The organism is Paenibacillus sp. SN-8-1, assembly GCF_050995535.1.
Lineage (GTDB): Bacteria > Bacillota > Bacilli > Paenibacillales > Paenibacillaceae > Fontibacillus.
Genome location: NZ_CP194782.1, coordinates 2,176,098 through 2,194,305, shown reverse-complemented (window position 1 = coordinate 2,194,305; position 18,208 = coordinate 2,176,098). Strand labels below are relative to the sequence as shown.

General features: G+C 46.5%; 18 protein-coding genes. 3 read left to right on the top strand and 15 right to left on the bottom strand.

What is annotated here, in order from left to right:
* Positions 1–43: 43 nt before the first annotated feature.
* The 7 genes from ACRRNK_RS10355 to ACRRNK_RS10325 all read right to left on the bottom strand — a co-directional run bounded on the left by ACRRNK_RS10355 (position 44) and on the right by ACRRNK_RS10325 (position 8,663).
* Positions 44–1,912, bottom strand: coding sequence for an IucA/IucC family protein (locus tag ACRRNK_RS10355; RefSeq protein WP_433946648.1), 1,869 nt, complete (start codon positions 1,910–1,912; stop codon positions 44–46).
* The gene (locus ACRRNK_RS10350) at positions 1,912–3,693 is read right to left on the bottom strand and encodes an IucA/IucC family protein (protein WP_433946647.1); all 1,782 of its coding nucleotides are present in this window, start codon (positions 3,691–3,693) and stop codon (positions 1,912–1,914) included. Before ACRRNK_RS10350 ends, ACRRNK_RS10355 begins: the two co-directional genes overlap by 1 nt.
* Entirely contained in the window at positions 3,662–5,035 is a 1,374-nt protein-coding gene (locus tag ACRRNK_RS10345) for an MFS transporter (RefSeq protein WP_433946646.1), read from the bottom strand. Before ACRRNK_RS10345 ends, ACRRNK_RS10350 begins: the two co-directional genes overlap by 32 nt.
* The gene (gene sbnB / locus ACRRNK_RS10340; protein WP_433946645.1) at positions 5,028–6,071 is read right to left on the bottom strand and encodes a 2,3-diaminopropionate biosynthesis protein SbnB; all 1,044 of its coding nucleotides are present in this window, start codon (positions 6,069–6,071) and stop codon (positions 5,028–5,030) included. The genes ACRRNK_RS10345 and sbnB overlap by 8 nt, the downstream gene beginning before the upstream one ends.
* A complete protein-coding gene (sbnA, locus tag ACRRNK_RS10335; RefSeq protein ID WP_433946644.1) occupies positions 6,065–7,048 on the bottom strand; it encodes a 2,3-diaminopropionate biosynthesis protein SbnA in 984 nt (327 codons plus the stop codon). Before sbnA ends, sbnB begins: the two co-directional genes overlap by 7 nt.
* A 120-nt stretch (positions 7,049–7,168) precedes the next feature.
* Positions 7,169–7,594, bottom strand: coding sequence for a response regulator transcription factor (locus tag ACRRNK_RS10330; RefSeq protein WP_433946643.1), 426 nt, complete (start codon positions 7,592–7,594; stop codon positions 7,169–7,171).
* Between the two features lie 94 nt (positions 7,595–7,688).
* The gene (locus ACRRNK_RS10325) at positions 7,689–8,663 is read right to left on the bottom strand and encodes an ABC transporter substrate-binding protein (protein WP_433946642.1); all 975 of its coding nucleotides are present in this window, start codon (positions 8,661–8,663) and stop codon (positions 7,689–7,691) included.
* A gap of 145 nt (positions 8,664–8,808) precedes the next feature.
* Here ACRRNK_RS10325 and ACRRNK_RS10320 point away from each other — a divergent pair, with 145 nt between their 5' ends.
* The 3 genes from ACRRNK_RS10320 (at position 8,809) to xerS (ending at position 12,022) form a co-directional block, all read left to right on the top strand.
* A complete protein-coding gene (locus ACRRNK_RS10320) occupies positions 8,809–9,798 on the top strand; it encodes a FecCD family ABC transporter permease (RefSeq protein ID WP_433946641.1) in 990 nt (329 codons plus the stop codon).
* 41 nt (positions 9,799–9,839) lie between these two features.
* The gene (locus ACRRNK_RS10315; protein WP_433946640.1) at positions 9,840–10,781 is read left to right on the top strand and encodes a FecCD family ABC transporter permease; all 942 of its coding nucleotides are present in this window, start codon (positions 9,840–9,842) and stop codon (positions 10,779–10,781) included.
* Between the two features lie 158 nt (positions 10,782–10,939).
* Positions 10,940–12,022, top strand: coding sequence for a tyrosine recombinase XerS (gene xerS, locus ACRRNK_RS10310; protein WP_433946639.1), 1,083 nt, complete (start codon positions 10,940–10,942; stop codon positions 12,020–12,022).
* A 36-nt stretch (positions 12,023–12,058) separates the two neighbouring features.
* On the opposite strand, the gene mobB is transcribed toward xerS, so the two are convergent.
* The 8 genes from mobB to ACRRNK_RS10270 all read right to left on the bottom strand — a co-directional run bounded on the left by mobB (position 12,059) and on the right by ACRRNK_RS10270 (position 18,130).
* Positions 12,059–12,592 carry a molybdopterin-guanine dinucleotide biosynthesis protein B gene (mobB, locus tag ACRRNK_RS10305; RefSeq protein ID WP_433946638.1) on the bottom strand — a complete coding sequence of 178 codons (534 nt, stop codon included), beginning with the start codon at positions 12,590–12,592 and terminating at the stop codon, positions 12,059–12,061.
* The gene (locus tag ACRRNK_RS10300) at positions 12,589–13,860 is read right to left on the bottom strand and encodes a molybdopterin molybdotransferase MoeA (protein ID WP_433946637.1); all 1,272 of its coding nucleotides are present in this window, start codon (positions 13,858–13,860) and stop codon (positions 12,589–12,591) included. The genes mobB and ACRRNK_RS10300 overlap by 4 nt, the downstream gene beginning before the upstream one ends.
* 143 nt (positions 13,861–14,003) lie before the next feature.
* Positions 14,004–14,741, bottom strand: coding sequence for a DUF4247 domain-containing protein (locus ACRRNK_RS10295; protein WP_433946636.1), 738 nt, complete (start codon positions 14,739–14,741; stop codon positions 14,004–14,006).
* Positions 14,742–14,752: 11 nt separating this feature from the next.
* Complete coding sequence (locus tag ACRRNK_RS10290; protein ID WP_433946635.1) at positions 14,753–15,259, bottom strand: DUF4178 domain-containing protein; 507 nt, start codon at positions 15,257–15,259, stop codon at positions 14,753–14,755.
* 108 nt (positions 15,260–15,367) lie between these two features.
* Positions 15,368–16,033: a PspA/IM30 family protein gene (locus ACRRNK_RS10285; RefSeq protein WP_433946634.1), complete on the bottom strand. Its 666-nt coding sequence runs from the start codon at positions 16,031–16,033 to the stop codon at positions 15,368–15,370.
* Positions 16,034–16,134: 101 nt separating this feature from the next.
* Positions 16,135–16,494: a hypothetical protein gene (locus ACRRNK_RS10280; protein ID WP_433946633.1), complete on the bottom strand. Its 360-nt coding sequence runs from the start codon at positions 16,492–16,494 to the stop codon at positions 16,135–16,137.
* Positions 16,495–16,509: 15 nt separating this feature from the next.
* Positions 16,510–17,442 (bottom strand): dihydroorotate dehydrogenase, encoded by a 933-nt coding sequence (locus tag ACRRNK_RS10275; protein ID WP_433946632.1) that lies wholly within the window; start codon positions 17,440–17,442, stop codon positions 16,510–16,512.
* Positions 17,435–18,130 (bottom strand): dihydroorotate dehydrogenase electron transfer subunit, encoded by a 696-nt coding sequence (locus tag ACRRNK_RS10270; RefSeq protein ID WP_433946631.1) that lies wholly within the window; start codon positions 18,128–18,130, stop codon positions 17,435–17,437. Before ACRRNK_RS10270 ends, ACRRNK_RS10275 begins: the two co-directional genes overlap by 8 nt.
* Between the last annotated feature and the right edge of the window lie 78 nt (positions 18,131–18,208).

Below are 18,208 nucleotides of genomic sequence, written 5' to 3'. Positions count from 1 at the left end.
CAACCCGGGTCCAATTTTCGTTCAAGACAATGAATCTCCTCCCTTAAGTAAGCTGATTTGCATTTGAAAGCACGGAATGCAGGGGGTTAGGCACGGTATGCTCTCTTCCGTCACCCTCCCCATATATTTTGCGGAGTGTTAGTTGACCGACTTGGAATGTCTCAGCGGCTAGATCGAACAAGTCAAATTGCCGTTCCAATTGAGGGAAAAGACTTTGATAGTTCTGAACTACATCGCCGACCATACTCCAAAACTGTTGCTCTGTAAAACCATATTGCTCTGTCATAAACACAGCAATCTCATAAAGCTGAATATGCAGAAAGGCGTCTACCCAGAAATCCCGCACATCTTGAGCTGTATCTGCCAGGATCGGATGACTGCTCTCACCAGGTCTTAATGCAAGTGAAGGCAGTGGCAGGCGATTCTTATATGAATGATGATTCCCAAGGCACCTAATTCCCCCTGGTAAATCCCGCAAAGCGATTCGCTCAGGCCACCCATTCTTATGGATGAGTATCATATTCTGCCCGTGAGATTCCAGTCCAACGCCATAAGCATAGAGAAGATGAAGCATGGGTTGCATCGTCACCTCAAGCAGCCGCTGTACCCAATTCTCTGCCCCAAACTGATCTATCCATGCATCTATTTCCGGCACATTGTTAGATAAATGGGTTACAAAAGTATAGGGAACAGCTTGTTCATCAGCTTCCAGCAGCGGCTCAAGACTTTCACGATATACAGTACTCATGGAGCCCTCTAACAGTCTGGATAGTGGTTCAGGCAGGAGGTTATACCGGAGTGCGACTGCGGCTGTTTCCCGTAAAATAATTACACCGCACTCTTCTCTTAAATAAACATCCTCCCTATGCAGTTGATGCAGCCATTCCGAAATAGCGGGTGCATTACGAACATGATGTATCCCAATGACTCGGAGTGCGGATGTGTTAACGATCTGTAGCGATGTTTTTACATATGGCTTGACTGGATTTGTAATATTAGCTAAAGTTCGGATTGATTGTAGAGGCTGATATAGGTCACAGTCAGTACCCAGCGGGATCATCATTCTGCTTCTGATCAGTTCACTGGCGTCCATCGTGATCTTATTCTCCCACTGCCAGGGATGTACAGGAGTCAGGAGATAGTTGCTTGGATCAAGGCCATTTGAAATGATTTTGTGATCAAACTGCCTTTTCTGTTCCTCCCCAAGCAATTCAACAATATATTCCTCGTAGCTTAAGGTAGATAAGGTGTACGCCTCAGCATAAGATCGATGGACAGCGACCCAAACCAGATGAAAGCTTGGACCGAACTCTGGAGCGTAGGACAGATGGTCTTCCAGTGAGAAACCTATACGCGACTTGTAACTCGGATGATAGGGATGGCCAGTACTTGTATAGGCTTCCCATTCCGTGAGTGAACTGGGCTCATGTATGTTCGAATCCAATATATCGCTCCCTGCAGATTGCCTATTCCATGCGTTATGAAAAGCATCATTTACAAGGGTTCTTTCCAGCTCTTGCGCGAATGTGGACAGCCGTTCTGCTTCAGCACTTGGATAATGTATAGATAACTCCTGCAGAAGCTGAGCAATGGAGATGACTTCCGATTTTAATGAATCAGAGCCTGACTTAATTCGGTAGATAGGCGATAGAATACGAATACGGCCGAAACTCCCTGTGTCCCTTGCATGGAAAGTATACAATACCGCATCTCCATTCCCGTCTTGCCCTATTACCCGGTATTCCAGCTTGTCCATTAGGTCTCCACTCGACCCAGCAGATTTTGCAATTTCCACATGGAGTATGCCTTCATGTACCATAGATTCCATCAACTGCCGAAGCACCCGGCGTCTGCAGGCTTGATTCTCAGATGAAGTACTTTGCGCTACCCATTCGTCTATCCACTGCTTCATTATTTGTTCTCCTTCTTGTCGAGGAATCCGTTCAGCGGATTCGGAATTTCTACATAACGGGGCCGCTCGCCTTGCTGATGGAAACGGCTGATCAGATTTGCTTTTGCCGGAAGAACGGGTGTTTCTAACAGACGGTTGATCCATTCTCGTAGTGAAGGAGCTCCACTTTCAGGATGTGTGGAGATTGCATGTGCTGTCTCACTCCATAAATCTCCCTCCTCTGTATGAGAAGCCCGGGATATCGTTGCAACCATATGGCTCAGATGATTTGTCACGTTATAATAGAGCAGCCGCTTCCATGCTTCATCTGTATCACTTAAGACTGGGCTATCCGGCGCTATCTTGTGATTAACCCATCCCAACTCCTGTGCCTTGTTCCTGCACACGCTTACGCCTTCCAAGTCACGAACATAACATCCGGTAGGAACTCCATCCTGGATTCTAATCAGCGTATTCTGTACGTGGGCTTCCAGGCTATATCCAAAGTCAGCAAACAGCTGAAACACAGGAATGACATAGATGTGAACATAAGCCCTGATCCACTTAACTGCCTCAATCTTTGTAGCTGGAAGGTATTCCGGTCGATCAAACTCATCTTCAAGCATAGCTGCGACTACATGCCAATCTTCATTTCGTGACTGATTACCGGGAAGGGATGCACGGAATAATACACTGAACTCCTCGGCAAGCTCGGCATCTGAAATGGAGACCACGCCATGCTCCTGGAGAATTCCAAAGCCCGGATAGTGAAAAGCAGGCTCTATCGCAGCCCAGATTCGGGCCGCATCCATGGACCGCTTGTACTGCTCCTCATTGTTCGTCCGGATAAAATTCGTTATTCGCACGTGCAAAGGCAGCTTCAGGTAAAACGATTGTGCCGGCGACCAAACCGTCCGTACGGATGAGCTAGGGTACTGCCAATCCCCCAGACTACCGAGGTATTTCAGCTTTCCACCATCAATCCAGCTTCGGATACGAGCTTGTTGCAATAAATATTCAGACTGCCAAGGGTGAGCAGGCAGCAAGCGATAAGAAGTCAATACCGCTATCTCATCTGCTCTAAGCCCACTTGATCGATGAATCGCTACGATCTCTTCCTGCAATCTATGCTCACAGCCCTGCCATTCGGTCATCAGAGAGCTATCTGTTAACCAATCCTCGCGAAACAAGTCAGAATGAACAGCAAACCAGGTTAGTTGAAATGAGGCATTCATCTCGGGAGCATAGCGCCGCAGGTCATCTTCCGTGAAGCCTTCCGAACTCTTCGGCGTCGGATGAAAAGGATGCCCGAAGAGCAAGGACTGCTCCGAACGAAGAACATTACAATTCTGGTATTCACTTGTTATACCAATCCGCTGTTTATTGTTTTGTAGTCGATTGAGAACGTAGAATGCTGTCTTATATATACTGTTATTCATTTGATTGCGAAGATCTGCAACTCTGTCTTGAGTCGTCAAAGTATCCGTATCAGATGCGCCTACTTCTTCCAACAGCCAATCCATAGCCATACAGGGTTCCAATGTAGTGACCTCTTTCCCACCATCCGCATCTCTCCCTATTAATGGGAAAATATATCTGTGGTGCCCCGCAGCGGAAATTTGGTGGAAGTTCAGGCTAATACATCGCCCTGTTAACGGTAATCTTAATTCTGTATCGTACTCAGTTACCGGGGTGCAATGTACCTCACGCAAATAAGCATTGAGAAGCCGAGTCAATGCACTCTGCTCTGCTAACTGCTGTGATAGGATTTCATTGGACATCAGTTCTTGTTTCATGCTCATATTTCTCTGTTCTTCTCCTCTCCGTGTACTTCTTCTTAATGAGTGGGGAAGTAATCATAACTGCACCGATTAACGGTAATACACCAATTCCCCATATACCACGTACTGCACTAGGAAGACTATGAATTACTTGCGGCATAAATGAACCCGCTAATTGACCGGTAACTAGTAGACTATTTGCTGTGCCGATATTAACCCCTTGTCTGCCTTCAGGTGAGTCTTGAATTATGGTTCGGAGCAATAATGGAATAATTGCGCTGAAAACATATCCCTGAGCAAGCTTCAGCAGAATTAGAACAGTAAATACTGGTGTGCAGGCTTGAAGAAAGACAACCATTCCGCTTAGACAAAGAGAAATCATAATCAAACGTATCGGCTTCTTGCGATCGCCTTCCTTACTCCATCTTCCTGCTCCGTAAAGTGCTCCTACTCCTGTGGCAGCTTCAAGCAAGCCAATCATCCTGGGCGCCGCAGACCCACTCGAATAATTCTCCTGTATGAACAGTGGATAGATAGCTACCAATGCTGTCGCAGCGCACTTTGACAAAATGCCTGCCGCTAGCAAATATTTCATTTCCGGATGGTACCAGAAACAGAGCATGCTGGCCCACACGCCATGAGATTTAGATTGAGTTCCCATTTCGGCGCTTGCTTTGGGAGCCGCAGCAGCATCCACGAACTGATCTGTTGTCACAGCGGTATGCTCGCAGGGCTTGGCTGGATCGTTCAGCGTACTCCATGCCAATGCACTACATGCTAGTGTAAGCAGTGCCGCGAACGTTAGAAACATACCGCTTCCAATCCAGCCCATCGCCATCCCTCCAACAAGCGGGCCAGCAAGTCCTCCCGCCGTGACCGCTTGTTGATAGCGTCCAATGGCCTCACCTTTTCTCTCAGAAGGTGCAGTTACTGCAATCATCGCGATCGCCGAATCGTAAATGCCCCCCAGCCCACCTTGCAGCAGCCGAAAAATAACGAATATCGTTATGGTTGGAGCCCATGCCATCCCAAGCATACATATCCCTAGTGCCACAAGGGATCTAACGAACATCCATTTACGGCTGATACGGTCACCAAGCTTGCCCCATAGTGGAGTCGTAAGCATGTAAGTTACAGATGGTCCCGCCAGCGCTACCGAGGTCCACAACAGAATGGAACTTTCCGAACCAGAAGCTAGTCTCTCAATATGGAACAGCATAAATGGGGTTGTACCGGTCAAACCGAGCGTTACTGCAAATTGACCAACCCAGAGCACAGCCAAATTGCGTTTCCACAACGGCCATCGCTCTCTTTCAGAAGTTAGCCCGTTCACTCCCACCTTCGTTCTTTTTTGCTTAATCATACAAGGAGAGAGAAACTCCTATCCCTTTGGCAACAGCCTGTTCATATATCCGATACGCGCACGAAATATCTTCAATCGCCATGCCCATTGGATTCAGGACAATGATTTCATCCTCAAGCTCCCGTCCAGGTCTAATCCCGGCTACAATCTCTCCTAGCTCGGCGTGCAGCTTCTCTTTGGAGAAAGCTCCTTCCAATACAAGCTGATTTATAATTTTCTTCTCTCTATTGGACTGCTCCCAGTCATCCACAACCACTTTATCCGCATGGGTAAACACATCCTTGTGGAGATCCATAATCGATACATTGCTCACAAAACTGCCTTTCTTCAGCCAGCTATAATGGATATAAGGCTTATCTGTTACAGTGCAGGGAATTACGATATCACCGCTTCCCACTGCTATTTCAGCCGATTCACAGCTTCGGCAGGAGATATGAGAATACTGTGCGTTCACCCGCTCAGCGAGCCTACTCGCAGTTTCAGAATGAACATCGTACAGATGAATCCGCTGCACCTGGGGAAATAACTGAGCAACACTTTCAAGCTGCCGTTGACCTATAATCCCACAGCCGATAATAGTCACATCAGAGAAGTCTTTTCTGGCCAAATACTTAATCCCTACAGACGTTACTGCCGCTGTCCGCATACTACTAATAAGCGCAGCCTCCATAATCGCAATTGGATAGTTCGTCTGGGGATCGTTGAGCACGATCATTCCGCTCGCACGCTCTAATCCATGAACTGAAGGATTGTCATGCTTACTACCAATCCATTTCAAGCCTGAAATTTGGAGATTCCCACCCACATATGAAGGCATGGCGATAATCCGGTCGGCGATATGCCCCTGTTCACCATCCTCTCCTCTCACTCTCAGATACGGCTTCAGTGGCTGTACAAATTTGCCAAGCGCATGCAGCTCCAAGACCTCTTCGATAACCTCTGTGAAAAATTCCGGCGATTCTCCCCCTGCTTCCGCGACATGCCTGCGGCTTAAATAAAGCACGGAAGGCGTCTGCTTCTCTTGACTGATTAACACTCCTTGCTCACCCTCTCTTTCACCGAACTCAACCATTCATCATCGTACACAAGATCCATATAGCGATCACCGCGATCGGGCAACAGTGTAGCGATTCGCACAGTCCCCCGCAATTCTGGAAGCAGCTTTTGAATAGCCGCAACAACTGAGCCAGAGGAACCCCCGGCAAATATTCCCTCAGTTCGTACCATCTCCCGGCACGCCATGGCAGACTCGTAATCATTCACGTGAATGACTCTATCAATTTCCTCGCGGTTCAGCAGTTCCGGTACCCGGCTAGCCCCGATGCCTGGAAGCTCTCTCTTGCCTTTCGGTCCGCCAAAAATAACGGATCCTACAGCATCGACTCCAATCACCTTGAGCCTGGGGAATTTCTCACGAAGCCTCCGGCTTGTACCCATTATGCTTCCCGAGGTGCTAATGCCGGCCACCAAGATGTCCAGCTGATCCATTTGCTTAGCGATCTCTTCTCCTGCTCCATAGTAGTGTGCCTTCCAGTTATATTCGTTCGCGTACTGATTAATCCAGTAGCCGTGAGGAATGGTACGCAGCAGCTGCTTGACCGTGGCAATTCGTGTATTCAGATAGCCACCATGCTCATCCTTCGCGGTGACCATCTCGATGTTAGCCCCCATCTGTCTCATGATTTTCAGGTTGGTCTGGCTAATGTTCGGATCAACTACACAAGTAACCTCCAATCCATAGATTCGGCCCATCATAGCAAGAGCAATGCCTAAATTGCCGGATGTGCTCTCAATGATATGGCTATCCTGGTGAATAGCTCCAGTTCTAATCGCCTCCTCCAGAATAAAGCGTGCTGAACGATCCTTCATGCTGCCACCAGGGTTCATGAATTCAAGCTTCCCATAGACCTGGACCTGATCACCCGGAAACAATCGGTTGAGTCTAAGCAGCGGGGTATGACCAATACAATCGGTTAAGGATTGAATAACTGGGGACTCCTTAAGTTCGATCATGGACTGTTCCTCCCTTCAAATACGCATCATGGATTTGATGATATTGATAATCATTATCATTTGTACCCCTCTATCGTACATGCCTCTGGATTTAACTGTAAATGACTCATTTGAATTAATTTAGTTATCTTGTGAGATTATCGAGCCGAGCCTGATCTGTAATTCATAGACAAAATCAGGACCGCTCTCACTAATTTCAAGAGCTTTTTTTATATTTTGAATATGCTTCTTGACCGTATTTTCTGATATATGCAAGGTGGCTGCGATTTTACGTACCGAGTAGTGTGAGCATACTAAACTTGCAATCTCCCTTTGCCTTAAACTTAGTGGTACTGAATTTTCCAACGGATACGAAGCGGAAGCGTCCTGAGAAGACGAATGCTGCACTCCCTGATGATCCTCATTCTCCCATACAATATGAATAGATCCTTGTCCTTCCGAGGAGCTTAACTTCTCAACAATCAATCTCCGCAGTTCATCCATCAAGCTTTGTTCCTCTGGAGTTATTGTTAGACACTCAACAATTAGCCGCTGTCTTCTTAACATGACTTCCCTCCACATTAATTTAATTTGATTAAATACTATGCAAAAAGGGACTGGCAGTCTTTCAACTGTCAGCCCCCAGCCAGTCTAATTTCATTTATTTGGAAATGAAAATCTTGAACAGATCATCTACAACCAGATTCGCAGCCTGAATACCAAGCCCGCTTAGCCACAGATCAGCATCAACCTCATATACTTTCTTATCTTTTACAGCTTTAAGATTCTTCCAGAGCGGATTACTTGCCAGCTTGCTCTCGAGCAAATTATTAGTATCACGGCTGAACCAAAGAATGACATCCCCATCCATATTAGCTACTTGTTCTTCGGTTAATTTACTAGCAAACTCATCCGCCTGTTGTGTGACGGGTCGCTTCAAACCAGCATCTTCTACAATAATTCCGCTAAAGGACTGTCTTAAATACACACGTACATGATCAGTACGCGGACGTAGAACAGATACGGTCGTATTAGCAAGTTTGTCTCCCATTTGATCTTTAAATTGCGCGAGCCTATCGGTATAGGCGCCTAACAGCTTGTCTGCTTCAGCTTCCTTACCCAGTGCAGCAGCCTGCAGCTTCAAATTGTCTTTCCAAGTGTAGCCTAGGGACTCCACATAGACAGTAGGAGCTAATCGCTTCAGCTTATCGAAGATTTTCTCATGCGTATCTTTACTTCCAAGAATAAGATCAGGCTTCAGTGAGGCGATCGTCTCCAGGTTCGGTTCATCAATGGTACCAATATTCGTTATCCCCTCTGCCTGCGAACGCAAATATGCGGGATAAGGTTCCTCAAGCTGCACGGTTGGCGCTCCAACCGGTTTGACACCCAGTGCCAGCAAGTTATCCAAAGCTCCGTTGTCGAGTACAACCACCCGCTGCGGAATCCCATTAAGCTTCTCTTCCCCCATCGCATGCTTTACAATGATTTCTTTAGCCGTTTGCGCCGTATTAACAGGTTCACTTGAAGCTTTACCGGATGTTTCCTTTGAACCGCTTGTTGAACAAGCCGATAATGCTCCCACAAGGCCAATCAGCAGTATTAAAAATAAAATTTTCCCTCTACTTCTATTCATTGACAACACTCTCCCGACTTTGATAATATATGTAAGGCTAATTGATAATGATTATCATTATCCTTGCAACAAGCACAAGTATAAATGCCTTCATAATTGATTGTCAATTACAAATTTGGATTATTTTTCTTGAGAAGGAGAAGTCATGACTAAACAATTTTATCTGTTAGGACTTGGTCTAGTTTTGGTTATCGCGATTTTTCTGCTGGATCTATCAACCGGTTCCCTAATTATTGATTTTCCTACCGTTTGGTCATCGATCTGGGGTAACCACAGCACAGAACTTCATCAGGTAGTATCTACTATTCGAGTACCAAGAGCACTTATCGCTTTATTTGTAGGCGCGGGATTGGCAGCTGCGGGCGCCTGTATGCAGGCATTAACCCGTAATCCATTAGCTTCACCTGAAATTTTTGGGATTAACAACGGGGCAGCGCTTGCGATTGTTATCGGATATCTCTTAGTGCCAGGCTCATCCGTATGGATTTATCAAATCTTTGCGGTAGCAGGGGCGGCATGTGCAGGTTCATTTATTTTTGTCTTAAGCTCAATAGGCGGTAAGCCGATGACGCCACTTAAGCTGATTGTAGCCGGCACAGCCATCTCCCTCCTACTTGCGTCTTTCACACAGGGAGTTCTTGTGCTCAATGAGAAATCAATTGATGAAATTCGCTTCTGGCTGGCCGGATCTGTGGCTGGGAAGGAGCTGCAAGATCTTATCTATGGTGGATCCTTAATCATTGTTGGATTGCTAATCGCACTGGTACTTGGAAGCCGGATGAACGCATTGCAGCTTGGAGATGAGGTAGCTGTTGGGATAGGATTTGATACCCCTTTTACCAAAAGAATCTTGTTCTTCGTTACTGTTCTGTTATCCGCGGGATGTGTGACAATTGCAGGTCCGATTGCATTTGTCGGACTTGCCGTCCCGCATATCGTAAGGTCCATTACAGGGTCCGATTATCGATGGATTGTCGTTCACTCGATCCTGATGGGCTCTGCGCTTCTAATGCTTGCCGATATAGCTGCCAAGCTCGTTATTCATCCGGATGAAGTATCAGCCGGGGTGATGACCGTAATGATGGGGGCGCCTTTCTTTATTTATCTGGCGCGAAAAAAGGAGTGGAGGCTATGAGGGTACGTCCGAGAATAATGATACAATGTAGTCTCTTACTTATGATAATAGTTCTATTCATACTGCAAGTTGGTACAGGGGAATATGCGATATCTCCTCTGGATACGACAAAGTCTATCCTTGGGATCGGCCAACCTGATCATGATTTCATCATACGTACACTCCGGCTGCCCAGAGCGCTGATAGCCATTTGTGTAGGGGCTTGTCTGGCTGCTGCGGGAACACTGCTTCAGGGAATTACACGCAACCCGCTTGCGTCACCCAGCGTAATCGGGCTAAATGCCGGTGCGGCGCTGTGTGCTGTTATCTTCATTGTATGGGTACAAATTCCTTCTTACTGGCTTCCGTTCGCAGCGTTTGGCGGGGCGATTCTGGTTGCTTTTCTAAGTTATGTACTGGCTTGGAAAAAAGGGCTGTCTCCCATCCGCATGGTATTGGTCGGCATTGGTATTGCTTCGATCTGTCATGGCCTCATTACTATTGTTACTACCTCGGGCAATATTCGGCTCGTAAATCAAGCAACCATCTGGATGACCGGAAGCCTGTATGGACGAAGCTGGGAACAGCTATGGCCCTATCTTCCTTGGGTAATGATCTTCCTTCCTATTGCCTGGTTGTGTTACCGAAGACTGGATATCCTGAGTCTGGATGATCAGACATCAACAGGACTTGGAAGCCGTATTCATTCAAGTAGAAGTTGGATCCTATTCATCGCTGTTGCCTTGGCTGGCTCTTCTGTTGCAACAGCTGGAACCATAGGCTTCGTCGGTTTGATGGCCCCTCATATTGCCAGACAGCTAGTTGGAGAGAAACACGCCGTTCTAATACCAACTGCGGCCCTGCTCGGAGCATTAATCGTTCTGGCATCAGATTTTGTTGGACGTACCGCTCTTGCTCCAATTGAAATCCCCTGCGGTTTAATTACAGCGATACTTGGTGGACCTTATATGCTGTATTTGTTAGTTCGTGTTCGAAATCAATGAGATTTGAATAAATATGGAATATACATATCATCATTCGCCCAATATCTATCGAAATATTCAGGTCTACTCATTCTATGTGCTCTCATTCCTGCTCCAGTAGTATGGTATAATTTAGAGTAGTCTTTAACTTGTTGAACTGGAGCAAAGGAGCTGACTAAATGAACATTCAGAAGATTTCTGATCGTAAAAAAATGGATGAACGAGTCCTGAATATGCCATGGTTCGTTCAGCAGTTCATTGATTATAAATTGCCTGATTTATCCCCCTCCACCCTGCTTGAATACATCCGGGATTATGAGCAGTTCTTCGGGTGGCTGCGCGCGGAAGGATTATCGGCCGCTGAGTCTAATAAGGAAGTAACGCTTCAGGAGCTTGAAGTGCTCCGGATGGATAGTATTGTCGGTTACCGGCTGCACTTGACCACGCGTGTGGACGGGAACAATTCCAAAGTAACCGTCTCCCGTAAAATGTCTTCCCTGCGCTCATTATTTCACTATTTAAGCCAAATTGCCGAGGATGAGGAATTCTATCCGCTACTGAAGCGGAATATTATGGCGAAGGTTGAGATTAAGCGCATCCACAAGCCTAAGGACACCGCCGCCAAACTTAAAGGCAAGATCCTCGAAGAAGATGAGCTCCTTGAGTTCATCGGCTATATTCTTGAAGGATATGGTGTAGACGTCGAGAATAATAAGCAAGCGCTCTATAATTATCATTTAAACAAAGAGCGAGATGCCTGTATTGCAAGCCTTATCTTAAATTCCGGTCTGCGGGTATCCGAAGTCGTCAATTTGAACATAGACGATATTGATCCTGCCAACAAGCTTCTATATGTATACCGTAAAGGTAATAACGATGAGACTTTCAAGACCCCCGTCTATTTTCGTGAGCAGAGTAAGGATGAGCTTAACGCCTACTTATCTATACGTAGTGCCCGTTACCGGACGCCTAAACGCGAGAAAGCTCTCTTCGTCGCTCTTCCAAATGGCCAGCAGGAAGGCAAACGCATGACCAAGAGGGCTATACAAGCAATGATTATTAAATACGCCAGCCGTTTTGGGAAGCCCTACTTAACGGTACATAAGCTTAGACATTCCTTTGCCACAGATTATTACCTGCAGAATGATATATACAAAACCAAGGAGCAGCTAGGTCATGCTTCAACAGAGACGACTGAAGTCTACACTCATCTAACGGACAAAACCATGTCTGATGCCATTGAAAGACGCTCAGAAGTGTAAGGCGATGACGCCAAGCACTTCTGGGTTTTTCTTCTTTTACAGAGATAAATCAAGAGAAATGGCTGAAGCTATCCTTGAGGTATCGTTGATATCAAAGCTCGGCAAGATATTGCTCATACTTTCTGTAGTATTGCGCTCCTCCATAACCTTGGTTAACTCAGGCCAAACAACAACTCCCTTAATGTTCGAGAGTTCACTTAGTAGCGGGATATCTCTCTTCTCACGAAGAATGACAAGCTTGGGATATGTCTCTTGCTTGAACCCTTCTACCAGAACAAGATCATACTCGGCAAAACGAGCGATCAGGTCTGACAAGGCAGTATCCTTCTCTTCCAAGACAGCGGTACGCTCAGGTGAAGTAATCGCAACAGCCGCTGCGCCAGCCGCCCGGTGTTGGTAGGTATCCGTGCCTTCCTTATCCATCTCAAATCCATGCAGATCATGCTTAATTACGGCGACCCGCAAACCTTTGGCTGTGAAATGTGCGACCAGCCTCGAGACTAAATGGGTCTTTCCAGAATTCTTATATCCTACTATCTGATATACCGGGCGGGGAGTTATAGGCTTCATAATGGGCTGCCCGAAAGTCTTAGCACGGTTACTTTATCCCCCGCTTGAAGGACTCCAGAGGATGGAGGTACAACAATTAGGCAATCACTGTCCTTAATCGTAATCATGACACTCGATTCGTCCAGGCTTGCTGGTGTGGCCACAAGCTGTGCGTCCTCTATACGCAGACTCCCACGGACAAAACGGGTAAAGTTGTTGATTTTATCATATGTTCTGCCCAAAACCGCCGTGAACTCTGTAAGGAATGGCTGTGTACTGCCCTGCATTAAACCAAGAGCCGGCCTTACGAACAATTCAAACCCTACGAAGCAGGCCCCCGGGTTCCCCGAGAGGGCAAAAAGGAGCTTGTCCTCCCTCACCGCAGCGGTTGTAACACTTCCAGGACGCATAGTTACTTTATTGAACAGCATCGTAACTTCTTCGCCGCGAACCAAATCCGCCATGATATCAAAATCCCCCACAGATACGCCGCCTGTAGTCACCACAATATCATAGTACTGGAAGGCTTCCTCTACTCGCCGCTTGGCAATTTGCAGATCATCCTGAATCGCATCTAGTATAATCGGCTCTCCACCAGCATCTCTTACCTGACTGGCCAGCATATAAGTATTGCTGTTCCGTATCTTGCCGTCCTGAATCGCTTCCTCAATCCCTAGCAGCTCAGAACCTGTTGAGAAAATAGCCACTGTCGGCCGCTTGAAGACGCTGACCTGATGAACACCGACTGTTGCAAGTACAGAGATCTCACCGGTTGAGAGGAGAGTACCTTTTTCTAATATTAAGTCGCCTTCTTCAAGTTCCAATCCTACCGGTGTCACATTCTTGCCCGCCTCAATTTCCCTTTTCACCTGGATTGTTGTTCTTCCTTGATTTACAACACTTTCCGTCATTTCAAACATAACTACAGCATCTGCTTCATCCGGCACCTTAGCTCCTGTCATAATACGGGAAGCCGTACCTGGAACAAGGGCAACCGACGGCAGGGATCCGGCAGGAATCTCGTCCACTACCTCTAACCACACCGGATTTTCTGTTGAAGCTCCTGCTGTATCTTGGCTTATAATTGCGAATCCATCCATTCCTGAACGCCGGAAGTGCGGATAAGGATGCGGCGCTCTAATATCTTCAGCTAGATACCGCCCCTTAGCCTCGGATAGATCGACATGCTCACATTCTCCGAGCTGAACATGGGACTTTATGAGAGCCTGAGCTTCCTGCACCTGTAAAGCGTTTCTATGAAGCTTGTGAGATGAGTTAGATTGATGCATATACGAACCCCCTTAGTTACTCTGTCTTAATATGTAACCATGTTATCGCTGAATCCCGCCTCATTGCAATCCTTATAACATAAAAAGCATGCAGCTAAGTGCATGCTCCCATGTAATCTGGTGTTAAAACCATCAGTCTGAAGTTACCGCCTTCTTCTAGTAATACCTCCAGAACCGGATCGGGTCTTTGGCTTCGTAATAGACTTCTTCGGGGATGAATAGGAACCCGAATCCGAGCTTCCCCCATCCTTATTCCGAGTAATACTACCCTTGCTTGAACCGGAACTGCTGCTGCCTCCACTGTAGCTTCCACTACTTGATCCGGAACCACCACGTCTTGTTATAGAACCTTTCTTCTCCACGGTCAGTGGCGGAGCAGCCTTCTTATCATCTTTCGTCGGTGCATGATAGTCCTGCTTTGGCTTATAAGTATCCTTGCTTGAGTATCCCCGGTAAGAACCATGTCCTCCAAAGGAATCGAATAAGCTTCCGATCAGAGAAGCTGCAAGGTAACCTTGAAGAAAGCTTGAATCGTAATTGTCACGTACATACTGTTCGGAATCCACTTCAATCAGTGTATCTTCCGGCTTATTTGGATCCTTTTGAAGATGATAATATTCCTTATCATACACGAGGAACATATGATCTTCATTCTCAGGTGACTTCTGATCAGGCTTATGATCAGCAATCAGATCAGCCGCAACCTCTGGAACCTTCTCCCCTGCCGCTCTATAGACATATGAGGTTGAGCTTCCACTTCGATTCACAGATTCTAGCGGGTAATTCTCCTTTACGTTAGGTGAGCCACAGCCTGCTAATAGCGACACGAGCAAGCTGAGAATCAGAGCTATCTTTACATATAAAGAAGACCCTTTCTTCACAAATATCACTCCTAAGAGGCACGGATGACTTTAACATCACCGGAGATCGTCTTGTCTCCTTCATAAAGCATGAATCTTCCATCCTGCCATTCAATCCTTAACAGGCGATAATCATCGGACTGAAATTGCCACACATGCTGTTCTCCGCCTTGGCGAAAAGGAGTTCTGCCCTTAATGATTACGTTCCCGGCATATTCTTCTTCAAGATGGTAGGATTTATCATCCAAATCTATAGTTGTTGGAACTTCATTCGGATTATCGAGACGCCCGTCTATAGGGTCATATAAAGCATACTGTAAAATTTCACGTTCTTCAATGTGCAAATAACGAATATCATTGCCGTCCTTAAGTGACAGCATCGTGGCATTCCGCCCCGGATTACGTACATTCCCTACTACCTCATAGGTGACAAGGGATACTTCGCATATATCCCCCGGATTCAGATCCAGCATGCTCTTCTCACGAGCAGGCGGCTCCGGCTTGGCAAAAAGTCTGCCGATTCTCTTCATTACACTCATGATTCCTGGCTCCTTATGATTAATATGCATTACACAAATTTAGCTCCTCATAAGCAAAGGAGAAACAATGAATTGTCTCTCCTTCCCTTACATGCATATCGCAGATGATTATTTCTCGTACTGCTTGAGCAGGGCCGCCAGCTCATCTTCAACCGCTTTATCCTTATTAAGTTCTGCGAACTCTTCGTCCAGGGATTTGCCTTTGCTGGATACCTCATTACTGGCTTCAGCCTGAGCTTCCATTTGAAGCATCTTCTCTTCCATACGTTTCAATCCAGCTGAAGCGGTATCCGAGTTAAGTCCGGACAATGATTTGTTAATTTCGTTCTGAGCCTTAGCCGCATTGTAACGTGCTACCAAGGTCTCGCGCTTATTCTTCATCTCTGTAAGCTGCTTACGCATTTGTTCCAGCTTATCACGAAGATTGTCTGCTGCAGCTTTGTTGCTATCATAGCTGGCCTTGTATTCGACAAGCTTCACTTCAGCAGCCTTCTTCTCCTCCAGTGCACGGCGGGCAAGGTCAACGTTCTGCGCTTGCGCAGCTGCATGAGCTTGCTCATTACGTTTGGCAGCCAATGCTTCCTGCTCTTCATAGAGCTGCTTGAATTTCTTTTCAATTGCAATTTGGGCTGCTACAGATTTCTCGGCATCCTCAAGATCTTCCTGCATATCACGAATGTATTGGTCAGTCAGCTTAATTGGATCCTCGGCTTTATCGATAAGAGAGTTAATGTTAGACATCGTTAGATCACGTAATCTTTTGAAAATAGACATGGTTAATTTCCTCCCAGGAATAAATATGTTTTATGATATGATTTACGCAGGTAGGCGGCGGAACGTTTCAATATTTTTTGTTTCTTTGCCTGCCATACCATTTATTGTATCCTGTTCTTATCATAACTTGGAGGAGACACCGTTTGCAAAAAAACTTCGAGCTTCCGTTCTGCAAGCTGACACACCCGGTCTATTTGCTCAGAACTTAAGTTGTCGTAATGGATTCCAATTACTACAGTCACTGTCCGGTTAAGCCACTTGGAGGCACGAAGTGCAAAATCTGAACTGAGCAGGGATTCCTTATGACCGGGGACTTCAGCAGTATGCACCTCTGGCGAAAATTTCCCGGAAGGATATGCTGTGGAGACTGCTCCAATATGAGCATCTCCTCCCGTAATGATCAACAAGATATCACGTCCTATTTCGTGAAATTCAAGGCTAATATCATGAAAGTGATTCACCTGCCCGGCCCCTCTCTAAATGATCCCCCGGATTTCGTCTAATGTCTGAATACCTTCCCTGCTCATAAACTCTGAGATACCACTCACTAATTCTTCACCGGCATGAATATTAACAAAGTTATAGGTACCTATCTGCACCAGTGAAGCCCCGGCCATAATGAACTCAATTACATCTATGGCGCTTGTGATTCCCCCCACTCCAATAACCGGTATACTCACTCTACTGGCTACCTGATGGACCATTCTCAATGCAATCGGCTTAATTGCAGGACCTGAAAGCCCGGCATATAAGTTGTGAAATACACTCTTCCTCTTATGCACATCGATCTTCATGCCCGAAATGGTATTTATCAGCGTTACCCCATCAGCACCCTCTTCTTCACACATCAGAGCCATCGATACCAAGTCTTCCGCATTAGGTGACAACTTAATGATCAATGGGATGGAAGTAACAGCTCTCACTTCGCGCACGACTTCCCGGGCCTTTTCAGTCTTGATCCCGTAGGCAATCCCGCCTTCTTTTACATTAGGGCATGAAATATTCAGTTCAATGATGTCAACCGCTTTGAGACCCTTGGTCTCCCGAAGCCTGGAGTCCTGATTGATCATCAATGCCCCTTCAATATATTCATCTATATGGTTCCCGCCCAGATTTACAATTCTCGCCAGGTCAAGGCCCTCCCAAAAGGTGGCCTCATTCTCTAGAAAGTGCTTGATGCCTGGGTTCTCCAGGCCAACACTATTGAGCATTCCCGAGGGCGTCTCAAATACCCGAAGCCCCTCATTTCCCGATTTGGGATGCAAGGTCAGTCCCTTCCCCGCGATTCCGCCCAGAGCTGAAATATTGTAATATTCCGCATACTCCTTACCAAACCCGAATGTTCCAGACGCCATCACAATCGGATTCTTGAAGTGAACACCAGCAATGCTTCCTGACAGATTAATCATCGAAGTCCACTTCCTTTGCAAGAAATACAGGCCCCTCCACACACGCCCGCTTGGTTCCACCCGGAACTTTGACACTGCATACAAGGCATGCCCCGATTCCGCAGGCCATCTTGTTCTCAACTGATACAAAGAGGTTACCTGTATAGTGCCGCTCAGCTTGTCTTTGACCCGCCGCCTTCAGCATGCCGGTAGGACCGCATACAAAGATATAGTCATAGTCCTCAAAGACAACCTCATCCAAAATACTTCCTCCAACTCTAACCTGAATTCTGCTGCAGACTGAACTAAACTCTCTGACTAAATAGGCTTCCTCCCGGAAACCGAGAAAGACATCTGAAGCCACCATTTGTCTGGCTGCATAATACAGTGGAGCTATTCCAATGCCGCCCCCAACCAGTGCAATTCTTCCCTCTAATACCGGGAATCCGTTCCCTAAAGGGCCGACCAGGTTCAAAGAGTCTCCCCGCTTAAGGCCCGCGAACAGGTGAGTACCCTCACCGACAACTTGATAGAGGAATTCTATGTAATGGTCACTCAGATCAAAAATACTCAGTGGTCTGGAAAGTAAAGGTTCTATTCTGGAGCCCCTGAGCATGTAGAACTGCCCGGCTCGGCCCTCATATTTCCCTGCTATCTTCATACGGAACACCCCAGGCGAGACCTGGATATTAGACAATATTTCAGCCATGACTTACTCCCCCCTGAACATTACGATGCCTCTTTTCAACTGGGGCTGCCGTGATATTGCTCACAGAGCAGGCGGACT